22 protein-coding genes and 1 pseudogene are annotated in these 21,636 nt (G+C 71.3%); 18 read left to right on the plus strand and 5 right to left on the minus strand.

Annotated elements, in window-relative coordinates; all coding sequences use genetic code 11:
• The first annotated feature begins 61 nt into the window (after positions 1-61).
• The 4 genes and pseudogenes from ACWGH0_RS21630 to prcA all read left to right on the plus strand — a co-directional run bounded on the left by ACWGH0_RS21630 (position 62) and on the right by prcA (position 2,085).
• Complete coding sequence (locus tag ACWGH0_RS21630) at positions 62-280, plus strand: ubiquitin-like protein Pup (protein WP_453405822.1); 219 nt, start codon at positions 62-64, stop codon at positions 278-280.
• A gap of 109 nt (positions 281-389) precedes the next feature.
• A pseudogene (locus ACWGH0_RS21635) lies at positions 390-476 on the plus strand (endonuclease VII domain-containing protein); the annotation flags it as partial.
• Positions 458-1,273 (plus strand): proteasome subunit beta, encoded by an 816-nt coding sequence (gene prcB, locus ACWGH0_RS21640; protein WP_453405873.1) that lies wholly within the window; start codon positions 458-460, stop codon positions 1,271-1,273. The pseudogene ACWGH0_RS21635 and the gene prcB, both read left to right, overlap by 19 nt.
• Before the next feature lie 62 nt (positions 1,274-1,335).
• On the plus strand, positions 1,336-2,085 hold the full coding sequence (prcA, locus tag ACWGH0_RS21645) for a proteasome subunit alpha (RefSeq protein ID WP_453405823.1): 750 nt from the start codon (positions 1,336-1,338) through the stop codon (positions 2,083-2,085).
• Positions 2,086-2,158: 73 nt separating this feature from the next.
• Here the strand turns inward: prcA and ACWGH0_RS21650 are convergent, their stop codons facing one another.
• The gene (locus tag ACWGH0_RS21650; protein WP_453405824.1) at positions 2,159-3,211 is read right to left on the minus strand and encodes a LacI family DNA-binding transcriptional regulator; all 1,053 of its coding nucleotides are present in this window, start codon (positions 3,209-3,211) and stop codon (positions 2,159-2,161) included.
• Positions 3,212-3,333: 122 nt separating this feature from the next.
• Between ACWGH0_RS21650 and ACWGH0_RS21655 the strand changes: the two genes are divergently transcribed.
• From ACWGH0_RS21655 to ACWGH0_RS21720, 14 genes are all read left to right on the plus strand, one after another.
• The gene (locus tag ACWGH0_RS21655) at positions 3,334-4,605 is read left to right on the plus strand and encodes an MFS transporter (protein WP_453405825.1); all 1,272 of its coding nucleotides are present in this window, start codon (positions 3,334-3,336) and stop codon (positions 4,603-4,605) included.
• Positions 4,606-4,614: 9 nt separating this feature from the next.
• The gene (gene pafA, locus ACWGH0_RS21660; protein ID WP_453405826.1) at positions 4,615-5,976 is read left to right on the plus strand and encodes a Pup--protein ligase; all 1,362 of its coding nucleotides are present in this window, start codon (positions 4,615-4,617) and stop codon (positions 5,974-5,976) included.
• Positions 5,977-6,095: 119 nt separating this feature from the next.
• Entirely contained in the window at positions 6,096-7,046 is a 951-nt protein-coding gene (locus ACWGH0_RS21665) for an FKBP-type peptidyl-prolyl cis-trans isomerase (RefSeq protein WP_453405827.1), read from the plus strand.
• A 44-nt stretch (positions 7,047-7,090) separates the two neighbouring features.
• Complete coding sequence (locus ACWGH0_RS21670; RefSeq protein ID WP_453405828.1) at positions 7,091-7,462, plus strand: FKBP-type peptidyl-prolyl cis-trans isomerase; 372 nt, start codon at positions 7,091-7,093, stop codon at positions 7,460-7,462.
• Positions 7,463-7,590: 128 nt separating this feature from the next.
• Complete coding sequence (locus ACWGH0_RS21675; protein ID WP_453405829.1) at positions 7,591-8,547, plus strand: helix-turn-helix transcriptional regulator; 957 nt, start codon at positions 7,591-7,593, stop codon at positions 8,545-8,547.
• A 23-nt stretch (positions 8,548-8,570) separates the two neighbouring features.
• A complete protein-coding gene (locus ACWGH0_RS21680; protein ID WP_453405830.1) occupies positions 8,571-9,545 on the plus strand; it encodes a helix-turn-helix transcriptional regulator in 975 nt (324 codons plus the stop codon).
• A gap of 13 nt (positions 9,546-9,558) precedes the next feature.
• Complete coding sequence (locus ACWGH0_RS21685) at positions 9,559-9,813, plus strand: hypothetical protein (RefSeq protein WP_453405831.1); 255 nt, start codon at positions 9,559-9,561, stop codon at positions 9,811-9,813.
• A 17-nt stretch (positions 9,814-9,830) separates the two neighbouring features.
• Positions 9,831-10,028 (plus strand): hypothetical protein, encoded by a 198-nt coding sequence (locus ACWGH0_RS21690; RefSeq protein WP_453405832.1) that lies wholly within the window; start codon positions 9,831-9,833, stop codon positions 10,026-10,028.
• A 216-nt stretch (positions 10,029-10,244) separates the two neighbouring features.
• Positions 10,245-10,535, plus strand: a complete 291-nt coding sequence (gene tatA, locus ACWGH0_RS21695) for a Sec-independent protein translocase subunit TatA (protein WP_453405833.1) — start codon at positions 10,245-10,247, stop codon at positions 10,533-10,535.
• 55 nt (positions 10,536-10,590) lie between these two features.
• The gene (gene tatC / locus ACWGH0_RS21700; RefSeq protein ID WP_453405834.1) at positions 10,591-11,550 is read left to right on the plus strand and encodes a twin-arginine translocase subunit TatC; all 960 of its coding nucleotides are present in this window, start codon (positions 10,591-10,593) and stop codon (positions 11,548-11,550) included.
• 18 nt (positions 11,551-11,568) lie between these two features.
• Entirely contained in the window at positions 11,569-12,474 is a 906-nt protein-coding gene (locus ACWGH0_RS21705) for a diacylglycerol kinase (protein WP_453405835.1), read from the plus strand.
• A 50-nt stretch (positions 12,475-12,524) separates the two neighbouring features.
• The gene (locus tag ACWGH0_RS21710) at positions 12,525-15,344 is read left to right on the plus strand and encodes a DEAD/DEAH box helicase (protein ID WP_453405836.1); all 2,820 of its coding nucleotides are present in this window, start codon (positions 12,525-12,527) and stop codon (positions 15,342-15,344) included.
• A 310-nt stretch (positions 15,345-15,654) separates the two neighbouring features.
• Complete coding sequence (locus tag ACWGH0_RS21715; protein ID WP_453405874.1) at positions 15,655-16,974, plus strand: cytochrome P450; 1,320 nt, start codon at positions 15,655-15,657, stop codon at positions 16,972-16,974.
• A 72-nt stretch (positions 16,975-17,046) separates the two neighbouring features.
• On the plus strand, positions 17,047-17,688 hold the full coding sequence (locus ACWGH0_RS21720; protein WP_453405837.1) for a TetR/AcrR family transcriptional regulator: 642 nt from the start codon (positions 17,047-17,049) through the stop codon (positions 17,686-17,688).
• A gap of 68 nt (positions 17,689-17,756) precedes the next feature.
• Here the strand turns inward: ACWGH0_RS21720 and ACWGH0_RS21725 are convergent, their stop codons facing one another.
• From ACWGH0_RS21725 to ACWGH0_RS21740, 4 genes are all read right to left on the minus strand, one after another.
• Positions 17,757-18,419 carry a fasciclin domain-containing protein gene (locus ACWGH0_RS21725; RefSeq protein ID WP_453405838.1) on the minus strand — a complete coding sequence of 221 codons (663 nt, stop codon included), beginning with the start codon at positions 18,417-18,419 and terminating at the stop codon, positions 17,757-17,759.
• Positions 18,420-18,661: 242 nt separating this feature from the next.
• Entirely contained in the window at positions 18,662-20,026 is a 1,365-nt protein-coding gene (locus ACWGH0_RS21730) for a cryptochrome/photolyase family protein (protein WP_453405839.1), read from the minus strand.
• Between the two features lie 121 nt (positions 20,027-20,147).
• Complete coding sequence (locus ACWGH0_RS21735; protein ID WP_453405840.1) at positions 20,148-20,912, minus strand: anti-sigma factor; 765 nt, start codon at positions 20,910-20,912, stop codon at positions 20,148-20,150.
• The gene (locus ACWGH0_RS21740; protein WP_453405841.1) at positions 20,909-21,493 is read right to left on the minus strand and encodes a sigma-70 family RNA polymerase sigma factor; all 585 of its coding nucleotides are present in this window, start codon (positions 21,491-21,493) and stop codon (positions 20,909-20,911) included. The genes ACWGH0_RS21735 and ACWGH0_RS21740 overlap by 4 nt, the downstream gene beginning before the upstream one ends.
• Positions 21,494-21,636: the final 143 nt, after the last annotated feature.

A 21,636-nucleotide genomic window follows, 5' to 3' on the forward strand; every position in this document is an offset into this window, starting at 1 on the left:
CAGACCCCGCTTGTAGGGTCTGATCAAGGACATCGAACCGAGCGAGCGGGGTGAGGTAGAGATGGCGACCAAGGACACCGACGGCGGGCAGCAGAAGGCGACGCGTTCCACCGGGGAGACCGAGGAGACCGCGCAGGACGCGCAGGCCTCCGAGGACCTCAAGGAGCGCCAGGAGAAGCTGTCGGACGACGTCGACTCCGTACTCGACGAGATCGACGACGTGCTCGAGGAGAACGCCGAGGACTTCGTGCGTTCCTTCGTTCAAAAGGGCGGGGAGTAGAGCCGGTTGTCCGTCCCGGTGGCCGTGGACCGAGGTCCGGCGCACCGGGACGGATGACCGGCGGCCGTACGGGTATCGTCCCAGCACAGTTCGCAAGATCGGCCCGGCCTCCCGGAGGCGGGCCGCCGCCTATCCGGAAGGAAACGCGTGGAAGCCAACCCTCGTAGCACCGGGCGTCTGCCGGCAGCCTTCCTGACGCCCGGCTCGTCGTCGTTCATGGACTTCCTGGGCGACCATGCTCCCGAGATGCTGCCCGGAAGGCGCGTCATGCCGCCCGTCAAGGGCGTCATAGAGGCCCCTCACGGCACGACGATCGTCGCCGCCGCGTTCCCCGGCGGCGTGGTGCTCGCCGGTGACCGGCGGGCCACCATGGGCAACATGATCGCCCAGCGCGACATCGAGAAGGTCTTCCCCGCCGACGAGTACTCGGCGGTGGGCATCGCCGGCACCGCCGGTCTCGCGGTGGAGATGGTCAGGCTCTTCCAGCTGGAGCTGGAGCACTTCGAGAAGGTGGAAGGCGCCCAGCTCTCCCTTGAGGGCAAGGCGAACCGGCTCTCCACGATGATCCGCAGCAACCTCGGCATGGCCATGCAGGGCCTGGCCGTCGTCCCGCTCTTCGCCGGCTGGGACGTCGACCGGGAGAAGGGCCGCATCTTCTCGTACGACGTGACGGGCGGCCGCTCGGAGGAGCAGGGGTACGCGGCCACCGGCTCGGGCTCCATCTTCGCCCGCGGCTCGATGAAGAAGCTCTACCGCGACGATCTGACGGAGCAGCAGGCGACCACGCTGGTGGTCCAGGCGCTGTACGACGCCGCCGACGACGACTCGGCGACCGGCGGTCCCGACGTGGCCCGCCGCATCTATCCGATCGTCACCGTGATCACCGAAGAGGGGTTCCGGCGGCTCACCGAGGCGGAGTCCTCGGAGCTGGCCCGTTCGATCCTCGAGCGGCGGCTGGAGCAGCCCGACGGCCCCCGGGCCGCGCTGCTCTGACGGCTCCCGCGCTCCGAATCGACGTGATCAACGTGATAACGACAGAAAGGGACGGATAGCCGGTGTCGACGCCGTTCTATGTCTCACCCCAGCAGGCCATGGCCGACCGGGCGGAATACGCCCGGAAGGGCATCGCCCGAGGCCGCAGCCTTGTCGTGCTGCAGTACGCCGACGGCATCGTGTTCGTCGGCGAGAACCCGTCCCGCGCGCTGCACAAGTTCAGCGAGATCTACGACCGGATCGGCTTCGCCGCCGCCGGCAAGTACAACGAGTACGAGAACCTGCGGATCGGCGGCGTCCGGTACGCCGATCTGCGCGGATACACCTACGACCGCGAAGACGTGACGGCCCGTGGCCTCGCCAACGTCTACGCGCAGACCCTCGGCACGATCTTCTCCAGCAACGCGGAGAAGCCGTACGAGGTGGAGCTGGTCGTCGCCGAGGTCGGGGCCCGTCCCGAGGGCGACCAGATCTACCGGCTGCCCCACGACGGTTCGATCGTGGACGAGCACGGCTCGGTCGCGGTCGGCGGCAACGCGGAGCAGATCAGCAGCTTCCTCGACCAGCGGCACCGGGACGGGATGACGCTCGCGGAGGCCCTCAAGCTGGCCGTGCAGGCGCTGTCGCGGGACACCAACGGCAGCGAGCGGGAGATCCCCGCCGAGCGCCTCGAGGTGGCCGTCCTGGACCGTACGCGGCCGCAGGACCGGAAGTTCAAGCGCATCGTCGGCCGTCAGCTGGCCCGCCTCCTGGAGGCGGACGGCGACGCGGCCACCCCCACCGACACCCCTTCGGACACCGAGGAGCCGTAGCAGCTCCGACGTCACCGTCCGGGTGCCCCGGGCCGCCCTGCGGCCCGGGGCACCCGTGTGACGCGCCGGCGGGTCAGGCGTGGGCGGTGGAGCCGCGGACCATCAGCTCGACGGGGATGTCGCCGCTCTCGGGCCGCCGGCCGTCCAGGACGGCCAGCAGGGCCGCCATGCCCCGCTCCCCGACCTGCTCGGCGGGCAGCCGCACGGTGGTGAGTTCCGGCTCCACGGCCGTCGCCAGGGCGAGATCGTCGAAGCCGGTGACCGACACGTCCTCGGGCACCCTCAGGCCGAGGCGGCGTACCGCCTTGCAGGCGCCCGCCGCGACGATGTCGTCGTCGCAGACCAGTGCGGTCGGGCGCGGACCCGGGCCGGTCAGGGCCAGTTCGGCGGCCCTGCGGGCACCGCTCACGTTCAGCGGCGCGTGCACCGTGTGCACCACGGCGTCGGGAACCCGCCCCAGCGCCTCCTGGAGAGCGGCCGCGCGCACATCGAACGTCCAGGACCCCACGGCCGACGCGAGATGCGCGAACCGCCGGTGCCCCAGGGCGAGCAGATGGTCCGTCACCAGACGCATTCCGTCGCCGATGCCCAGGTTCACGTACGCGGCGGCGCCGGGGTCCGCGGGGTCGCTGTCGAGCATTACGAGCGGCAGTCCCGCGTCCCGGATCGCGCCGAGGGCGCCCGTGGCCATGGAGGACGCGATGACCCCGTCCAGTGCCGCCTGCGCCGACGCGAACGGGTCCCTGGCCGGCCCGGTGCCCTCGGGCGACGGGTAGAGGACGACGCCGAAGTCGTGCTCGGCGGCCGTGCGGGCGGCGCCCGCGTAGACCCGGGCGAAGAACTCGTTGGTCAGCGCGGGCACGACCAGCAGCGCCGTCCTGGTCCTGCCCAGCCGCAGGTTCCGGGCGGCCAGGTTCGGGCGGTACCCGAGCTCCCGCGCGGCCCCCCGCACCAGTCCGGCGGTGCGCTCCGAGACCCGCCCGCGCCACTTGTCGCCGAGCACCAGCGAGACGGTCGCCTGCGAGACGCCCGCAGCCCTGGCCACGTCCCGGCTGGTCGGCGGTGCGGGGGGCGTCCCGGCGCCGGCGCCGCCGGTGTCGTCCGGGGTGTCGTCCGGGCTGGTCACTCACGCCTCCGCAGCAAAGGGCTCTTCGCCGCGAAGTGGACCCGCGGCCTGGCTCATGGTACGTATGACACAGGACGTTATACGTAAAACTTCGGTTCGCGCCGGAGCGGAGAGGGGCAGACATGGCGGCGGGATACGCGGAACTGCTGAGGACGCGCCACGCCGCGCGCCTCCTGGCGGGCACTCTGGTGGGGCGGCTGCCCAACGCCACCGCCCCCATCGCGATCGTGCTGCTCACCCGCGCCGAGGGCGGCAGCTACTCCCTGGCGGGCGGCCTGGCCGCCGTGTACGGCCTGGCCAACGCCGTGGGGCAGCCGCTGCTCGGCCGCGCCGTGGACCTGTACGGCCAGCCCCGCGTGCAGCTTCCCGCTGCCGTCCTGTCGGCGCTCGGCATGGTCCTGCTCACCCTCAGCGGCACCGACCCGCTGCTGCCGGCGTACGCCGCTGTCGTCCTCGCGGGCGTCTTCACCCCGCCCCTCGAAGGAGGGCTGCGGGCCCTGTGGCCCGACGTGCTCGGCCGCGAGGACCGCGTCCACCGCGCCTACGCCATGGACGCGGTGGCGCAGGAGATCATGTTCACCGCCGGGCCGCTGCTCGTCACGCTGCTCGTGGCCCTCCGGTCGCCGGCGGCGGCGCTGCTCGTGATCAACGCCGTGGGCGTGCTGGGAGCGCTCTCCGTGGTGCTCTCCGAGCCGTCGCGCGCCTGGCGCTCGGCGCCCCGCGAGGCGCACTGGCTGGGCGCACTGCGCTCGCCCGGCCTGCTGGCCCTCCTCGGGTCGTTCTTCTTCGTCGGCCTCGCGCTCGGCTCCATCACCGTCGCCGGCGTCGCGTACGCCGACGACCACGGCCGCGAGGCGGTGTACGGATGGCTCATGGCGGCGCTCGGGCTCGGCGCGCTCGTGGGCGGCACGGCGTACGGCGCCCGGCAGTGGGCCGGCGCCCCCGAACGGCGGCTGCGGTTCATCGTCGCCCTGCTTGCGGCCGGTTACCTGCCGCTGATGCTCACCCCCGGCGTCCCCGCGATGGTCGTGCTCGCCGCCGTCTCCGGCGTCTTCCTCGCCCCCGCGCTCGCCTGCGCGTTCATCGTCGTCGACCGGCACGCCCCGCGCGGCACCGTGACCGAGGCGTTCTCCTGGCTGGTCACCACCTTCGGCGTAGGCGCCGCGGTCGGGACCGGAGCGGCCGGACCGGCCGTCGAGCACGGCGGCACCGCCGCGAGCTTCGCCGTCGCGGCGGCGGGCGGAGTGGCCGCCCTGCTGGTGCTCCTGACCACCCGGCGGGTCCTCACGCTTCCCGTCGCAGCTCCCCTTCCCCAGGGCTCTGTCGCAATACCTTGCGAAAATGATCGAATCGGAGCGGCCGAACCCGGTTTCAGGACAGGCCATCAGGCGTAATGTTCAGTCATGGACCGCCGCATTTTCGGGCTGGAGAACGAGTACGGCGTCACGTGCACGTTCAGGGGACAGCGCCGACTGTCTCCTGACGAAGTGGCGCGCTACCTCTTCCGCCGTGTTGTGTCATGGGGCCGCAGCAGCAATGTCTTCCTGCGGAACGGCGCCCGCCTCTACCTCGACGTGGGATCGCATCCGGAATACGCAACTCCTGAATGCGACAACGTGACCGAGCTCGTCACCCACGACAAGGCCGGCGAGCGCATTCTCGAAGGCCTGCTCGTCGACGCCGAACGCCGCCTGCACGAGGAGGGAATCGCGGGCGACGTCTATCTCTTCAAGAACAACACCGACTCTGCGGGAAACTCCTACGGCTGCCACGAGAACTACCTGGTGGCCCGCCACGGGGAGTTCTCCAGGCTCGCGGACATCCTCATCCCGTTCCTCGTCACCCGGCAGCTCATCTGCGGCGCCGGCAAGGTGCTGCAGACCCCGCGCGGCGCGGTCTTCTGCGTCAGCCAGCGCGCCGAGCACATCTGGGAGGGCGTCAGCTCCGCGACGACGCGCTCCCGGCCGATCATCAACACCCGCGACGAGCCGCACGCCGACGCCGAGCGCTACCGCAGGCTCCACGTCATCGTCGGCGACTCCAACATGTCGGAGACCACGAACCTCCTCAAGGTGGGCGCCACCGACCTCGTCCTGCGCATGATCGAGGCGGGCACCGTGATGCGCGACCTCACCCTGGAGAACCCCATCCGGGCCATCCGCGAGGTCAGCCACGACATCACCGGCCAGCGCAAGGTGCGCCTGGCCAGCGGACGCGAGGCGTCCGCCATAGAGGTGCAGCGCGAGTACTACGAGAAGGCCGTGGACTTCGTGGAGCGCCGCGGCATCCGCACGGGCACGGTCGAGCAGGTCCTCGAACTGTGGGGCCGCGCGCTCGACGCCATCGAGGCCGAGGACCTCGACCGGATCGGCACCGAGATCGACTGGGTCATGAAGTACAAGCTCATCGAGCGCTACCGCGCCAAGCACAACATGACCATGTCGAACCCCCGGGTCGCCCAGATAGACCTCGCGTACCACGACATCCACCGTCGGCGAGGGCTGTACTACCTGCTGGAGAAGAAGGGACAAGCCGCCCGCATCTGCAACGACTTGAAAATCTTCGAGGGCAAGTCGGTACCGCCGCAGACCACCCGCGCGCGGCTGCGCGGCGACTTCATCCGCAGGGCCCAGGAACAGCGGCGGGACTTCACCGTCGACTGGGTGCACCTCAAGCTCAACGACCAGGCGCAGCGGACCGTGCTGTGCAAGGACCCCTTCCGGTCGGTCGACGACCGGGTGGAAAAGCTCATCGCCGGTATGTGATCCAGCCATTCCGGGATCTGCCGGAACGCGACCCGGGCCCCGCACGTTCCTCGTGCGGGGCCCGGGCCACGCCTTAGAGTGGCGGGCGACTACTGTGCCGTCTGAGATCTGAGGAACACGTGCGCCGACTTGCCGGCCTACTTGTCGTCCCCCTGCTGCTGCTTTCGACAGCGGCGTGCGGCAGCGACGACAAGGGCTCCGACTCCACCTCGTCAAAGAACGGACTGCCGGCGATCACCGCGGGAGCCAAGTTCGGCGAGAAGCCGACCCTTGCCAAGGGGGAGGGCGATCCGCCCAAGGAGCTGAAGACCGAGGTCCTCAGCAAGGGCAAGGACGACGCTGCGACCCTCAAGAAGGGTGACGCCATCGAGGTGAACTACCTCGGCCAGCAGTGGGACTCCACGAAGCCCTTCGACAACAGCTTCGACCGCAAGCAGCCGTTCCCGCTGACCCTCGGCGCGGGCATGGTCATCCCCGGCTGGGACAAGGGCCTGGAAGGCCAGAAGGTCGGCAGCCGAGTCGAGCTGGTCATCCCGCCGGAGCTCGGCTACGGCGCCCAGGGCCAGCCCCCCACGATCAAGCCCAACGCCACCCTCGTCTTCATCGTGGACATCCTGAAGGCGAAGTCGATCCCGGCGTCCGCCAAGGGCACCGCGGTCGCGCAGGACAACATCGACCTGCCCAAGGTCGGCACCAACACCGACGGCAAGGCGCCGAAGGTCACCGTGCCGAAGGAGTCCGACCCGCCGAAGAAGCTCGTCTCCAGCTACGTACTGGAGAGCGACGGCCCGGCGGTGAAGGACAGCGACACCGTGTCCGTCGCCTACCAGGGACTGATCTGGAAGGACGGCAAGCTCTTCGACAGCACCTACGCCCAGGGCAAGACCCAGCAGTTCGCGCTGCCGCAGGTCACCCTGAAGGGTCTCAAGAACGGTCTGGTCGGCAAGAAGGCCGGCAGCCGCGTGCTCCTCGTCATCCCGCCGGACCAGGCGTTCGGTGACAAGAAGCAGCAGTCCATCCCCGCCAACTCCACACTGGTGTTCCAAGTGGACATTCTCGCGGTGATGTAGGACTGTCCAGGTTGCCCAGTTCGTAGTACAGAGGAGCATTTTCCGTGAGCATCGAGAAGCCCGAGGTCGACTTCCCGGGTGGCGAGCCGCCGCAGGACCTGAAGATCCGGGACATCTGGGAGGGCGACGGCGAGGTGGCCAAGGCGGGCCACAACGTCAAGGTCCACTACGTGGGCGTGGCCTTCTCCACCGGCGAGGAGTTCGACTCCAGCTGGAACCGCGGCAACCCGCTGCAGTTCCAGCTCGGCGCCGGCCGCGTCATCGCGGGCTGGGACCAGGGCGTGCAGGGCATGAAGGTCGGCGGCCGCCGAGAGCTGATCATCCCCCCGCACCTCGCGTACGGCGACACCGGCGCCGGCGGCGTCATCAAGCCGGGCGAGACGCTGATCTTCGTCTGCGACCTCGTCGCGGTCTGATCCGCACCGCTTCCTGATCAACTGAGAGCGGTACGAGGGCCCATGCCGTCCGGCATGGGCCCTCGGCTTTTGCCGCGACACCCCGGGGCGGTACGGTCGAGGGTCGTAGAGCAAGAGAGAGGGTGCCGATGGCGATCGCCAAGGCCGAACGGTTGATGAACCTGGCGTTGTGCCTGCTCGGGACCCGGCGCCCGCTCAGCAAGCGGGAACTGCGGGGCTCCATCGAGGCGTACCTGGAGGCCGGCACCGACGAGTCCTTCAACCGGATGTTCGAGCGCGACAAGGACGATCTGCGCGAACTCGGCCTGGTCATCGACACCGTCGAGAACCTCGACGGCGAGGCCGGCTACCTGGCCCGCCGCGACAGCAACCGCCTCCCCGCGATCACCCTCGACGCCGAGGAGGCCGCCGCCCTCGGCCTCGCCGCCAAGGTCTGGCAGCAGGCCCGGCTCGCCGGCGCCGCCAGCGGCGCCCTCCAGAAGCTGCGCGCGGCGGGCATGCCGGAGGCGGAGGACCCGTTCGAGGGCCATCAGAGCGCACTGGAACCCCGCATCCCGGTCCACGAGGCGGCCTTCGAACCGCTGATGCTCGCCTGCCGCGACCGGCGCCCCGTCGTCTTCGACTACCGCAAGGCCAACGCCGCCCGGTCGGAGACCCGGCACGTCGAGCCGTGGACGCTGGAGTGCTGGCGCGGCCACTGGTACCTGGCCGGCTGGGACCGCGAGCGCGGCGCCGAGCGCGTCTTCCGGCTCTCCCGGATCACCGGGAAGGTCCGCTCCCGCGCCGGAGCGTTCACGGCCGAGGTCCCGGACGTGGTGACCGTGCGCGAGACCGTCGAGAGCTGGGCCGGCGAGACCGCGACCCGCAGCGCCCTGATCAAACTGCGCCAGGGCTCCGGCTACCCCCTGCGGGCCAGGGCCACCGCCGTACGGGACCTGGGCGACGGCTGGGACGAGCTGGCCGTTCCGTACGGTCACGGGCTCGACGCCTGGCTCGCGGAGCTCGGCCCCGAAGTCGTCGTACTGGAGCCCGCGGACCTGCGGGCGGACGTCGTGGACCGGCTGCGCGCCGTGGCCAAGGACTGAGAAGGACTGAGAGGAACGCCTTCATGGCCACGAACGCGATCGACCAGACCCGGCGGATGCTCTCCCTCGTGACGTACCTGCGCGAGCGCCCCGGCGCGCACGTCAGCGACGTCGCCCGGGCCTTCGGGATCACCGAGGACGAGCTGATCTCCGACCTCGACGTGCTGCCCATGTGCGGCACCAGCTTCCGGGGCGGCGACCTCCTCGACATCGACACCGACGGCGACCGGATCTGGTGGCGCAACCCGGACGCCTCCGGCTCCAGCACGGCCGAGCCGCTGCGGCTCGCCGCCGACGAGGCGACCGCGCTGCTCGTCGCCGCCCGCGCCGTGTCCACGCTGCCCGGCCTGCGCGAGGGCGACCGGCAGGCGCTGCTGCGCGCCACGGCGAAGCTGGAGGCCGCGGCGGGGGAGGCGGCCGGCGCCAGCTCCCGCCTCTCGGTGACCTTCGAGTCCGAGGGCGGGGTCTTCGCGGACGTCGACCGGGCGATCGCGGAGCGGCGCAGGCTGTGGCTGCGCTACTACTCGCCGGCGCGCGACGAACTCACCGAGCGCGAGGTGGACCCGATCCGGCTCTTCGCCGTCGGCCACACCTACATGGAGGCGTGGTGCCGGCTCTCCGAGGCGCGGCGCACGTTCCGGCTCGACCGGGTGGCCGAGATCAGGCTGCTCGACGAGCCGTCGGTGCCGCCGGAGATCGAACTGCGGGACCTCTCGGAGGGGCTCGTGCACCCCTCGGCGGACGATCCCGAGGTCGTGGTGGAGGTCGGGCCCGGCGGACGCTGGGTCGCCGAGTACTACCCGCACGACAGCGCGGAGGAACTGCCCGACGGCGGCCTGCGGATCACCCTGCGCACCCCGGAGCCGGCCTCGCTGCGGCGGCTCGCGCTGCGGCTCGGCAGGGACGGGCACATCGTGTCGCCGCCGGAGCTGGCGGTCAGCGCGCGGGAAGCGGCCCGCGAGGCACTCGCCGCGTACGAGAGCGCCGGCCAGGTCTGAGGAGATGGTGGACATGTCGCTGCTGCCAGGAATCCCCACGCAGGTGGGCCCGGTCCTCTTCAGGGCGGGCTGCCCCGACTGCGGCGCCCGCTTCGAACTCTCCGCGGGCTCGCTGCGCCTCGCCATCGGCGCCAGCCGCCGTACGACCTTCTACTCCTTCACCTGCCCGGAGTGCGAGGCGGCGGTGCGCAAACCCGCGGGGGAACGGATCGTCGAGCTGCTCACGGGCGGCGGCGTGCGGACGCTGCGGCTCCACTCGACCGTCTGAGCGTCTAGGCTCTGCGCATGCTCTGGCCGATGCTCGCAATCGCTCTTGGTTTCTGTGGTCTTGCCGTACTGGGCGTGCTGGCGATCCGCGTGTTCGTCGAGGTCCAGCGCCTCGGGCGGCAGGTCGCCAGCACCTCGCAGGAGATCAACAGAGCCGCGGAGAGCCTGGAGCGCGCGGCGGAGGACCTGGCGCGCACCGGCGAAGCGTGGCGGTAGTACGGAGCGGCTGCGGTCGCCGAGGGGCGGGGGCGTAGGCTGGTCGGGCGGCTCCTGAGCGAGGCGCGGGCCGCAATCCGTAGTACGCACGGGCATTGCCCCGCGTTTACTCCTACGGGTTACGATCGCTTGCAGCGTGAAGGGCGGACACAGGTCCGACCGAAGGGACAGCCCCGTAGCACCAACCCAGCCGCCTCGGTGAGAAGGAAGTCGCACATGATCGGCAATCTGAAGCCCCTCGAGATCATTCTGATCCTTGTTGTCATTCTGTTGCTCTTCGGTGCCAAGAAGCTTCCGGACATGGCGCGTTCCCTTGGCAAGTCCGCTCGAATCCTCAAGAGCGAAGCCAAGGCGATGAAGAAGGACGACGAGCCGTCGACCCCGGCCGACGTCACGCCCACGGCTCCCGAGCAGCAGGCCCCGGCACCGCGCACGATCAAGGCCGCTCCCGGCGACGTCACCAGCGCGCGCCCGGTGAACGACCCGAGCCACACCACGCAGAGCTGACGCGGTTCAGCCGAAGCATCAACTGACAGCTGCCGCACGAGACGAGGGGCGTGGGTTGCTCAAGTCTGCCCGCAAGCAGGTGAAGGACGACGAGGGGCGCATGCCCCTCGCCGATCATCTGCGTGAGCTGCGTAACCGACTGCTGAAGTCTGTACTGGCCATCGTCGTCATGGTGGTCGTCGCAGCGTTCTATCAGCGGGAGATCTTCAGGTTCCTGATGCAGCCGATCCTGTCCTCGGTCGGTTGCGTCGACGGAGCCCTCACCATGCGCAACGGCAAGCCGTGCGCGTCCATGACGACCAACGGTCTGCTGTCCCCGTTCACCATCGCGCTCAAGGTCTCGCTGATGGCGGGCGTCCTGGTGGCCACTCCGGTCTGGCTCTACCAGCTCTGGGCGTTCGTCGCGCCCGGTCTGCACCGCACGGAGAAGCGCTACTCGCTGGCCTTCGTGGCGGCGGGGGTCCCGCTCTTCGCGGGCGGCGCCTACCTCGCGTACGCGATCCTTCCGCAGACCGCCGAGATCATGCTCAGCTTCACGCCCGACGACGCGCAGAACCTGCTGCCGCTCGACGACTACCTCGACCTGATCACCCGCATGGTGATCGTTTTCGGTCTGGCCTTCGAGCTGCCGCTGCTGCTCATCCTGCTCAACATCACCGGTGTCCTCACGGGCACGCGCATGCTGCACTGGTGGCGCGGGATGCTCGTCGGCCTCACCGCCTTCGCGGCCGTCGCGACTCCGGGCGGCGAGCCGATCTCCATGCTCCTGCTGGCCGGCCCGCTGGCCGTCCTGTACTTCATCGCCGTCGGCTTCTCGCTGCTCAACGACAAGCGGCGGGCCCGCAACAACCCGGACGCCGCACTCGACGACGACGAGGCGTCCCGGCTCGACCTCACCCCGGAGGCGGTCGGGGAGATCGAGCCCGTGCCCGCCGCGCGCGCCCTGCCCGAGCAGGCGAGCGGCGCCGAGAGCGCCGGGCCGAAGCAGCTCAACGGTTACGACGACGTCACCTGACCTTGTAGGGTCCGCCGGGTGACCAGTGAGATCACCCTCTTCGTCAATCCCACCGCCGGACGCGGCCGGGGCGCGCACGCCGCGCAGCCGGCCGCTTCCGCGTTGCGGAACGCGGGTTTCTCCGTACGCACGGTCCTCGGCCAGGACGCGGACGACGCCCTGCGGCGGGCGCGCGACGCCGTGGCGGAGGGGACCGGGGCGCTCATAGCCGTCGGCGGGGACGGGATGGTCTCGCTGGCGCTCCGGGCCGTCGCCGGGACACGGACGCCGCTGGGCGTGGTGGCCGTCGGCACCGGCAACGACTTCGCCCGTACGCTCGGCCTGCCCGTACGGGACCCGGCGGGCGCCGGGGCCCTGGCCGCCGGTGCGCTCAAGGGCGGGCGGATCGTCGACGTGGACCTGGGGCGGGTGGGGGAGAAGTGGTTCGGGACCGTCCTCGCCTCCGGCTTCGACTCGCGGGTCAACGACCGGGGGAACCGGATGCGGTGGCCCGGCGGGCGGCTGAAGTACGACCTCGCGATGATCGCTGAACTGGCCTCCTTCAAGCCCGTCCCGTACCGGATCACGCTCGACGACGGGGACGTCCGCGAGGTCGAGGCGACGCTGGTGGCGGTCGGGAACGGCACGTCGTACGGCGGCGGGATGCGGATCTGCGCCGACGCCAGGACCGACGACGGGCTCTTCGACCTCACGGTGGTGGGGGACTGCTCCCGTACGACGCTGATCAAGGTCTTTCCCCAGGTCTACCGGGGCACGCACCTCAACCACCCCAAGGTCTCCGTGCACCGCGCGGCCAAGGTCGAGCTGGTCGCGGACGGCGTCACCGGGTACGCCGACGGGGAGCCGCTGGGCCCGCTGCCGCTGACGGCCGAGTGCGTGCCAGGAGCGGTCCGGGTCCTCGGCGGGCGGGTTTCCCCGCGCTGAAAGAAAGATCGGGCTGACTGTCATACGTGGCGGGTAGGCTCGAAGACAAGATGACAGAGGACCTTTCTCCCGCTGAGCGTTACGCCGCTGCCCGGATCCGCGCCGCCGAGCAGGCCACCGCACTCGCCCCCTTCCGCGAGCTGTACGACTTCGATCTGGACCCGTACCAGGTCGACGCATGCAAAGCCCTGGAGGCCGGGAAGGGCGTGCTCGTCGCCGCCCCGACCGGTTCGGGCAAGACCATCGTGGGCGAGTTCGCGGTGCACCTGGCGCTGGCCGAGGGCCGCAAGTGCTTCTACACCACGCCCATCAAGGCGCTGTCGAACCAGAAGTTCCAGGACCTCGTGCGGCGCTACGGCGCCGACAAGGTCGGGCTGCTGACCGGCGACAACAGCGTCAACGCCGACGCCCCGGTGATCGTCATGACCACCGAGGTCCTGCGGAACATGCTGTACGCCGGTTCGCAGGCGCTGCGCGGGCTCGCGTACGTGGTCATGGACGAGGTGCACTACCTCTCCGACCGGTTCCGCGGCGCCGTCTGGGAAGAGGTGATCATCCACCTCCCCGACTCGGTGACGCTGGTGTCACTGTCCGCCACCGTGTCCAACGCGGAGGAGTTCGGCGACTGGCTGGACACCGTCCGTGGGGACACCGAGGTGATCGTCTCCGAGCACCGGCCCGTGCCGCTGTGGCAGCACGTGCTCGCCGGCCGCAAGATGTACGACCTCTTCGAGGAGTCCGACGACGGCAGGGGCGGCCGGCGCGAGGTCAACCCCGACCTGGTGCGCATGGCCCGCATGGAGAACAGCAGCCCCTTCGCCCGCGGGCGCGGCCGGGGGAACTCGCGGGAGGCGGACCGGGAGCGGGAGCGCAGGCAGCGCAGCCGCATCTGGACGCCCGCCAGGCCCGAGGTCATCGAGCGGCTCGACAGCGCGGGCCTGCTGCCCGCGATCACGTTCATCTTCAGCCGGGCCGGCTGCGAGGCCGCCGTACAGCAGTGCCTGTACGCGGGCCTGCGGCTCAACGACCAGGACGAGCGCATGCTGGTGCGCGAGATCGTCGAGGAGCGGACGGCCTCCATCCCCGGCGAGGACCTGCACGTCCTCGGGTACTACGAATGGCTCGAAGGTCTGGAGCGGGGCATCGCCGCGCACCACGCCGGAATGCTCCCGACCTTCAAGGAGGTCGTCGAGGAGCTGTTCGTACGAGGGCTCGTCAAGGCGGTCTTCGCCACGGAGACCCTGGCGCTCGGCATCAACATGCCGGCCCGCTCGGTGGTGCTGGAGAAGCTCGTCAAGTGGAACGGCGAGCAGCACGCCGACATCACCCCCGGCGAGTACACCCAGCTGACCGGCCGGGCCGGGCGGCGGGGCATCGACGTCGAGGGCCACGCGGTGGTGCTCTGGCAGCGCGGAATGGATCCGGGGGCGCTCGCCGGCCTCGCCGGGACGCGTACGTACCCGCTGCGCTCCAGCTTCAGGCCGTCGTACAACATGGCGGTCAACCTGGTCGAGCAGTTCGGGCGGCACCGCTCGCGCGAGCTGCTGGAGACGTCGTTCGCGCAGTTCCAGGCCGACAAGTCGGTCGTCGGGATCTCGAAGCAGGTCCAGCGGAACGAGGAGGGCATCCAGGGGTACCGCGAGGGCATGACCTGCCACCTCGGAGACTTCGAGGAGTACGCGCGGCTGCGCCGCGAGCTCAAGGAGCGCGAGACCGAGCTGGCCAAGCAGGGCGCCACGCAGCGAAGGGCGGCGGCGGCTGCGTCGCTGGAGAAGCTCAAGCCCGGCGACGTCATCCACGTGCCCACCGGCAAGTTCGCGGGACTGGCGCTGGTGCTCGATCCGGGGCTGCCCGCGGGGCGCGCCAACGGGCACCGCGGGTTCGACCAGCACGACGGGCCCCGGCCGCTGGTGCTGACCGCCGAGCGGCAGGTCAAACGGCTCGCCTCGATCGACTTCCCGGTGCCGGTGGAGGCGCTGGAGCGGATGCGCATTCCGAAGTCGTTCAACGCGCGCAGCCCGCAGTCGCGGCGTGACCTGGCCTCCGCGCTGCGGACCAAGGCCGGGCACATCGCGCCCGAGCGGCACCGCAAGCAGCGCGCCGCCGCGGCCGACGACCGCGAGATCTCGCGGCTGCGCGCCGAGCTGCGCGCGCACCCGTGCCACGGCTGCGACGAGCGTGAGGACCACGCCCGCTGGGCCGAGCGCTACCACCGCCTCCAGCGGGACACCAAGCAGTTGGAGCGGCGCATCGAGGGGCGGACGAACACCATCGCCCGGACCTTCGACCGCATCTACGCCCTGCTGACCGAGCTCGACTACCTGCGAGGCGACAAGGCCACCGAACACGGCAAGCGGCTCGCCCGGCTCTACGGCGAGCTGGACCTGCTGGCGTCCGAGTGCCTGCGCGAGGGCGTGTGGGAAGGGCTGAAGCCTGCCGAACTGGCGGCCTGCGTCTCGGCGCTGGTCTTCGAGGCGCGGCAGGCGGACGACGCCGTCGCACCGAAGGTCCCGACCGGGCCCGCGAAGGTGGCGCTGGCCGAGATGGTCCGCATCTGGGGCAGGCTGGACGCCCTGGAGGAGGACTTCAAGATCAACCAGGCCGAGGGCGTCGGTCAGCGCGAGCCCGATCTCGGGTTCGCCTGGGCGGTGTACATGTGGGCCTCCGGCAAGGGGCTCGACGAGGTGCTGCGCGAGGCGGAGATGCCGGCGGGGGACTTCGTCCGGTGGTGCAAGCAGGTCATCGACGTACTCGGACAGATCGCGGCGGCGGCGCCGTCGTCCGCCGAGGGCAGCACGGTCACGAAGAACGCGCGCAAGGCGGTCGACGCCGTGCTCCGGGGCGTGGTCGCCTACTCGTCGGTGGGCTGACGGGCCGGTAGTTCGTCCGGCTGCGGTTCGTCGGCGGTGGTTTGTCTCCTTCGGTGCGCCGCCCTGTTCCGTGCCTCATAAATGAGGCCGGAGGGGGCGGCGCATTGGTGTGCGCGGGGTCAACGGGGCGTGTGGGGCGGCTGGTTGCGAGTTGTCCACAGGGCTGGTGCGGTGTCGGACCCCTGCGCTTCCATGGAGTCATGCGCGGCGCACGACACGGTGTGCGCCACCCGAGCAGGGGAGACCCGTCATGACCACGGAAACCGGTGCCGCCTCCGGCGTACAGCCCAAGGGGCCGGGTGCGGCGGCGATGACCGTGGAGGGTCCGCGTGGGGTGCCGGTCCTGGGGAACCTGCCGCTGTTCGGGAAGGACCCGCTCGCGTTCTTCGAACGGCTGCGGGCCCGGGGCGACCTGGTGCGCTGGCGGTTCGGCCCGGTGCCGTCGCTGTTCCTCGCCGATCCCGAGCACATCGGTGAGCTGATGAGGGAGACGGAGCGGACCTTCGACCAGCCGGAGCTCGGCGTCGCGTTCCGCACTGTGATGGGCAACGGGGTGGTGGTGGCGCGGGGGCCGGAGTGGCGGCGGAAGAGGTCACTGGTGCAGCCGTCCGTACGGCCCAAGCAGGTGCGCTCGTACGCCGCCACGATGGCGGGCTGCGCCGTGGAGCTCGCCGACAGGTGGTCCGACGGCGAACGCATCGACATCAAGCGGGAGATGGCCGTCCTCACCCAGCGGATCGCCGTCCGCACCATCTTCGGCGCGGACACCGGCGCGGACGCCGACGCGATCGGGCGGGCGATGGACGTGGCGCAGCGGGAGATCGGCGCGGAGTTCAGCGGCATCGGGGCGCTGCTGCCGGACTGGGTGCCGACCCGCGGGCGGGCCAGGATCAAGCGGGCGGCGGAAGTCATCGACGCGGAAGTGGCCCGCGTGGTGGCCCGGCACCGGCGGGGCGACGGGGACCGTCCCGACCTGCTGAGCCGGCTGCTCACCGCGCAGGACGAGACGGGGGCGCGGCTCTCGGACGAGGAGATACGCGACGAGACCGTCACCCTCTACATCGGCGGCCACGAGACCACCAGCAGCACGCTGGTGTGGGCGTGGTACCTGCTCGCACGTGAGCCGAGGGTGCGGCAGGCCCTCGCCGACGAGCTGGACCGGGTGCTCGGCGGCCGCGAGCCGGGCTTCGAGGACTACGCGCGACTGACGTACACACAAGCGGTGGTGAAGGAGACGCTGCGGCTCTACCCCACGATCTGGCTGCTCACCGGGGTGGCCAGGGAAGGGGCGCGGATCGGGGGACTGCCGTTGGTGCCGGGGACGCGGGTGTGGAGCAGTCAGTGGGCCACGCATCGCGACCCCCGGTGGTTCCCCGAGCCTCTAAAGTTCCGGCCCGAGCGGTGGGATCCGGACACCGGCGACGACATACCGGAGTACGCCTGGTTCCCGTTCGGGGGCGGGCCGCGGGTGTGCCTCGGGGCGCGGTTCGCCATGGTCGAGGCGGTGCTGGTGCTGGCGGTGCTGGCGCGGCGTTTCGAGCTGGACGTCGACCCCGGGGAGATACGGCCGGTGCCGTCGCTCACTCTCCAGCCGGACCGGGAGGTGCTGGCCACGGTGCGCGCCCGGTAGGGGCACGGTCGGCGTGGGGCGCGCCGGGGCGCGCCGGGGCCCGCCACCGGCGTGTGTGCGACGATCGGCGGCATGAGCACCACAGGAGGGCGGGTCGGACGGCCGCGCGCCCGGCAGCGGCCGGACAACGGGCTGACGCCGCGAGAAGAACTCCTCGAAGCGGCGGCGGAGTTGTTCACCACCCATGGCTACGCGGCCACGACCACCCGCGCCGTCGCCGAGCGCGCGGGGATGCGTCAGGCGACGATGTACCACTACGTCACCGGCAAGGAGGAGCTGCTGGCCGGCCTGCTGGAGTCCACCGTCGCCCCGTCGTTGGCGCTGGCCCGCCGGTTGCTCTCCGACGGGACGGCCTCGGCCGAGTACCGGCTCTGGCAGCTGTGCCGCTCCGACGTCGAGCTGCTGTGCGGCGGTCCGCACAACCTAGGCGCGCTGTATTTGCTGCCCGAGGTGCGGACGGAGGCGTTCGCGGAATTCCGGCGGGTGCGGGCCGATCTGAAGAACGCCTACGGGCAGCTGCTGGCCGCGACCGGGGTCTGCGGCGAGCTCGGCCCGGACGAACTGGCCCTGCGTACGGACCTGGTCTTCGGGCTCATCGAAGGCGTCATCCTGATTCACCGCTCGGACCCCGAGCGGCCGGCCGAGTCGTTCGCCGCCGCGACGGCGGACGCGGCGCTGCGCATCGCGGGCGTCGCCGACCGCCCGGCCGGCTGAGAGGTGGCAGCAGGCACCGGCCCGGGGCGGCTGGGCCGCCCGGGCCGGTCACGGCGTCGGGCCCCTGGTTACTTGGGCATCAGGACGGTGTCGACGATGTAGACGGTCGCGTTGGACGTCTGGACGTTGCCGCAGACGACGTTCGACGTGTCGTTCACCTTGTACGACTCGCCGGAGCCCGAGGTCGTCAGCATGCCCTTCTGGAGCGTCTCGAACGAGCCGTTCTCCAGCTGCTTCGGCGTGAGCTTCTGGCCCACCACGTGGTAGGTCAGGATCTTGGTGAGCGTCTCCTTGTCGTTGAGCACCTTGTCGAGGTCCGCCTTCGGGATCTTCGCGAAGGCGTCGTTCGTGGGTGCGAACACCGTGATGTTCTCGGCGCTGTTGAGCGTGTCGACCAGGCCGGCCTTCTTCACCGCGGTGACGAGGGTGGAGAGCGCGGGGTTGTTCGACGCGGCGGTCGCCACCGGGTCCTTCGCCATGCCGTCGAAGCTGCCGGCCCCGTCCTTCGGAACCGAGGCGCACCCGGGGCCGAACGGCTTGTCCGTCGTCGCCGCCCGGTCGCCCGTCGTGGACTCGGACTCGGAGGACCCGGCGGACTCCTGACCCGCGGTCGGCGAGCCGGCGGCGCCGCTGTCGCCACCGTCGTCACCGGAACAGGCGGTCAGCGACAGGGGAAGCAGAGCGGCCCCCGCGACGACGACGGCAACGCGCTGGAAGCGGGTGGTCTTCATGGTGTTCTCCTTGGCAGGGATACGTACGAAAGGGGCCGAGAGAGGTCCGCGGGGCGTCGGGCCAGGCGCTGAGCCGCCGTGTCCCGTACCGCCGTTGCTTCCCGGTCTCCGCTCACATCCCCTATTCGGTGCCGTCCCTGCCGTGGATTGGTCGTTCCCCCGATCCGGTCAACCTCCGTACAGGCGATCGAGCAAGAGGGCGGGGGAGCAGGCGGGTGCGGGCACCGTGGTCCGTGCCCGGCTCACAGCAGGCCCCGCGCCCGTTCGAACCGGGCGCGTCCCTCGGCGAGGTCCACCAAGGGGTCCGGGTAGTCGATCGCGGCCCGGTGCGTTCCCGTGACCGTCCAGGGCTGGTGCACGGCCGAGCCCTCGATGCCCGCGAGTTCGGGCACCCAGCGCCGCACGTAGTCGCCCTTCGGATCGAAGCGCCTGGCCTGGGCGAGGGGGTTGAGCAGCCGGTTGGGGCGCGTGTCGGTACCGGTTCCCGCCACCCACTGCCAGTTGAGCTGGTTGTTGGCGATGTCCCCGTCCACCAGCAGGCTCAGGAAGTGCCGCGCGCCCACCCGCCAGTCGACGTACAGCGTCTTGCTCAGGAAGCTCGCCGTCAGGAGCCTGCCCCGGTTGTGCATCCATCCCTCGTGCCGCAGCTGGCGCATGGCCGCGTCGACCAGCGGATAGCCCGTGCGGCCCTCCCGCCAGGCGGCGATCTCCTGCTCGTCCGCGCGCCACCGGTCGCCGCGTGCGCGGTAGTCGGTCCAGGAGGCGGCGGGCCGGGCCGCGAGGACCTGGCAGTGGAAGTCCCGCCAGGCCAGCTGACGTACGAAGGCTTCCGCGCCTGGTCCCCCCTTCTCCCGCGCGCGGTGGACCGTTTCGGCGGCCGAGAGGCAGCCGAAGTGCAGGTGCGGCGAGAGCCGCGAAGTGGCGTCGCCGGCGAGGTCGTCCTGCCGTTCGCCGTACGCCTCGACGCCGTCCGCCAGCCAGGCGCGAAGCCGCTTCCGGGCCTCGGGCTCACCGCCCCTCGCGAGACCGGGCGAGGTTCCTCCGACGGCGGCGCGGGACGGCAGGGGCTCGCTCTCGACCGTATCGGGGACCCGCACGGACCGGGGCGCGGGCGCCGTGTCGCGCACACCGACCGCCTCCCACTTGCGCAGGAACGGCGTGAACACCGCGAAGTGGTTCTTGCCCTGCGGCGTGACGCGCCCGGGGGCCACCGCCGTCACGACAGCGTCGTGGACGTGCAGCGCGCACCGCACCTGTTCCAGGGCGGTGCGCAGCCGTTCCTCCCGGTGGGCGGCGTACCCGCTGACACCGCCCGCGACATGCACCTCGCCGGCCCCCGTCCGGGCCACGACCCGGCAGACCTCCTCCACCACGTCTCCGGTGCGGACCACCAGCCGCCCGCCCCGCTCCCGCAGTCCGGCGTCCAGGGCGGCCAGGCAGTCGGCCAGGAAGGCACGCCGGTTGGGCGCGCCGAAACCGGCTTCCGTCACGCCCCTGTCCTGGACGAACAGGGGCACCACCTCGTCGGCGCGGCGCAGCGCCGCGCCGAGCACCGGCTGGTCGTGGAGCCGCAGATCGGAGGTGAACAGCACCACGGCGACACTCATACGCGGTTCCATCTGTCCTCTTGCTGTCGTGTGTGCGTCTTGGCTGTCTTGTCTGTTTCGCTCGATCGGGCTCGTGCGCGGCGCGTGCCGGGCCGGCGCCTGTCGGTCAGGCGCCCGTCGGTCAGGCGTCCGCGAAGTTCATCAACGCCAGGGGAGTGGTCGTGGGGCGCGGTGAGCCGCCCGCCGGTTCCACCGTGATGCCCATGCCCTCGGCCGAGTCGACCGGGCCCTCCATCAGCACCGCGGCCGCCGGCCCGGCGAGCGCCGACCGGTCCATCAGCCCGGCGGAGCGCATCGTGCCGCCGTCGTCGAACCACAGCTGGTACACCTTGCCGCTGGGCGGTTCCGGCATCCCGGAGGCCAGGAAGACCGCCCGGTTCCGGTCGCGCGAGACGACGACCGTGCCGGTCGCCCCGTCCGTCAGCTTCCCCGTGGTGAGCTTGGCGTCCGGAGCGGCGAGCACCGAGGCCAGTGCCTCGGAGCGCTGCTCGGACCGCTGCGCCTGCTGGCGGGCGTCGCGCGCCTCCTGGTTCTGCCAGACCGCGACCCCGCCGAAGGCGGTGGCCGCCGCGAGGCAGGCGGCGAGGACAAGGCGCGGCAGGACCCGTCGCCGGCCGCGGGCGGTGGCGACGGGGGCGGGCTGCTGCACCTTGGGCGGGTCCTGGCGCTCCGTGGTGATCCGCCGCATCACCTGCTCCTTGAGCGCGGCGGACGGCGTCATCGTCACCGCGAGGCCCAGCCGGGCGGCGGTGGCGGTGAGTTCGCGGACCTCCTGGGCGCAGGGCGCGCAGTCCTCCAGGTGCCGTTCGAACTCCGCGCGCTCCCCGGCGCTCAGCGCGTGCAGTGCGTAAGCACCGGTCAGCGTGTGCAGTTCGGCCGTGTTCATGCGCCCACCCCCAGGCAGTCGCGCAGCCGGATGAGTCCGTCGCGCAGGCGTGTCTTGACCGTGCCGAGCGGTACGGCGAGCAGTTCGGCCACCTCGCGGTAGGCCAGTCCGCGGTAGTAGGCGAGCGTCACCGACTGCCGCTGGAGTTCGGTGAGGGTGCGCAGGCAGCGCCGTACCTGCTCGCGTTCGAGACGGCTCTCCACCTCCTCGGTCACCTCGTCGAAGGCGGGCGTCTGCTCCAGCAGCGCCGCCTTGCGCTCACGGTCCGACGACGCCTGCGCCGAGCGCACGCGGTCGACCGCCCGGCGGTGAGCCAGCGTAAGCACCCAGGTCATGGCCGATCCGCGGGACGGCTGGAAGCGCGCGGCGCCCCGCCAGACCTCGATCAGCACCTCCTGGGCGACCTCCTCGGACTGGGCCGGGTCGCGCAGCACCGCGCGCACCAGACCCAGGACGGGTCCGCAGACCGCGTCGTAGACCTGGCTGAAGGCGTCACGGTCCCCGCGGGCCACCCGCCCGAGCAGTTCCTGGAGATCGGGCGGCATCGAGGCGATGCCCCCGATGTGTACGACTTCGTTCACGCGGCTTTCCTCCACGGTGCGGACCGGCGAGGCCCGAACCGGGCTTCACCCCGCATTCGGAGCCGCGGGCCGCCCGGATTGGTCCTCATCGAAGATCGTTCCACCGGGGCGGGTCGTCCGTCGTCCGCCGCGCGGGACCGGGG

It is taken from the genome of Streptomyces sp. NPDC054887, from assembly GCF_053610585.1.

Coding starts and splice junctions, on each gene's coding strand:
- tatA (WP_453405833.1), top strand. CDS start 10,245: ATGATCGGCAATCTGAAGCCCCTCGAGATCATTCTGATCCTTGTTGTC.
- ACWGH0_RS21630 (WP_453405822.1), top strand. CDS start 62: ATGGCGACCAAGGACACCGACGGCGGGCAGCAGAAGGCGACGCGTTCC.
- ACWGH0_RS21730 (WP_453405839.1), bottom strand. CDS start 20,026: ATGAGTGTCGCCGTGGTGCTGTTCACCTCCGATCTGCGGCTCCACGAC.
- ACWGH0_RS21720 (WP_453405837.1), top strand. CDS start 17,047: ATGAGCACCACAGGAGGGCGGGTCGGACGGCCGCGCGCCCGGCAGCGG.
- pafA (WP_453405826.1), top strand. CDS start 4,615: ATGGACCGCCGCATTTTCGGGCTGGAGAACGAGTACGGCGTCACGTGC.
- ACWGH0_RS21655 (WP_453405825.1), top strand. CDS start 3,334: ATGGCGGCGGGATACGCGGAACTGCTGAGGACGCGCCACGCCGCGCGC.
- ACWGH0_RS21680 (WP_453405830.1), top strand. CDS start 8,571: ATGGCCACGAACGCGATCGACCAGACCCGGCGGATGCTCTCCCTCGTG.
- ACWGH0_RS21725 (WP_453405838.1), bottom strand. CDS start 18,419: ATGAAGACCACCCGCTTCCAGCGCGTTGCCGTCGTCGTCGCGGGGGCC.
- ACWGH0_RS21735 (WP_453405840.1), bottom strand. CDS start 20,912: ATGAACACGGCCGAACTGCACACGCTGACCGGTGCTTACGCACTGCAC.
- ACWGH0_RS21715 (WP_453405874.1), top strand. CDS start 15,655: ATGACCGTGGAGGGTCCGCGTGGGGTGCCGGTCCTGGGGAACCTGCCG.
- ACWGH0_RS21690 (WP_453405832.1), top strand. CDS start 9,831: ATGCTCTGGCCGATGCTCGCAATCGCTCTTGGTTTCTGTGGTCTTGCC.
- ACWGH0_RS21710 (WP_453405836.1), top strand. CDS start 12,525: ATGACAGAGGACCTTTCTCCCGCTGAGCGTTACGCCGCTGCCCGGATC.
- ACWGH0_RS21675 (WP_453405829.1), top strand. CDS start 7,591: ATGGCGATCGCCAAGGCCGAACGGTTGATGAACCTGGCGTTGTGCCTG.
- ACWGH0_RS21685 (WP_453405831.1), top strand. CDS start 9,559: ATGTCGCTGCTGCCAGGAATCCCCACGCAGGTGGGCCCGGTCCTCTTC.